The organism is Streptomyces niveiscabiei (assembly GCF_001419795.1).
Taxonomy (GTDB): domain Bacteria; phylum Actinomycetota; class Actinomycetes; order Streptomycetales; family Streptomycetaceae; genus Streptomyces; species Streptomyces niveiscabiei.
The window spans coordinates 1-507 of sequence record NZ_LIRL01001117.1 but is presented as its reverse complement, the minus strand read 5'-3'; the positions used below and the strand labels follow the sequence as shown (position 1 = coordinate 507).

1 protein-coding gene is annotated in these 507 nt (G+C 68.0%); it reads left to right on the top strand.

The window, feature by feature from the left end:
* Positions 1-74: 74 nt before the first annotated feature.
* Positions 75-507, top strand: a 433-nt coding sequence (locus tag AOK24_RS40735) for an SRPBCC family protein (protein ID WP_055724947.1), incomplete at its 3' end; no start/stop codon positions are given.

Here is a 507-nt window from a genome sequence, read left to right as displayed (position 1 = left end):
CGGGGCCTCTGACCGGACGCCGACAACCGCCGTAGAAACCGCGCAGAAACCCGTTACAGAAACGAGGGAGCCCCATGTCCGACGAGCGCTTCGAGGTGACCCGCGAGATAGCCGCGCCCCCGGCCCGCATCTTCGCCCTCCTCACCGACCCCCGCGGCCACGTCTCCATCGACAGCTCCGGCATGCTCCAGTCCGCCGACGGCGAGCGCGTGACCAAGGCTGGTGACTCCTTCGTCGTACACATGGACCGCGAGGCGCTCAACGACCGCCCGATGGGCCGGTACGACGTGACGGTCGTCATCACCGCGTACGACGAGGACGCGCTGATCGAATGGACGCCGACGTCGCCCGGCTTCAAGCCGGACATCGACCACCGGTACGGCTATGTCCTGCGCGCCATCCCCACCGGCACGCACATCACCTCGTACTACGACTGGAGCCAGATCCACGAGCGTTACCGTGCGGCCGGCGTCTTCCCCATCCTCCAGGAGTCCGCCCTCCGCGCGA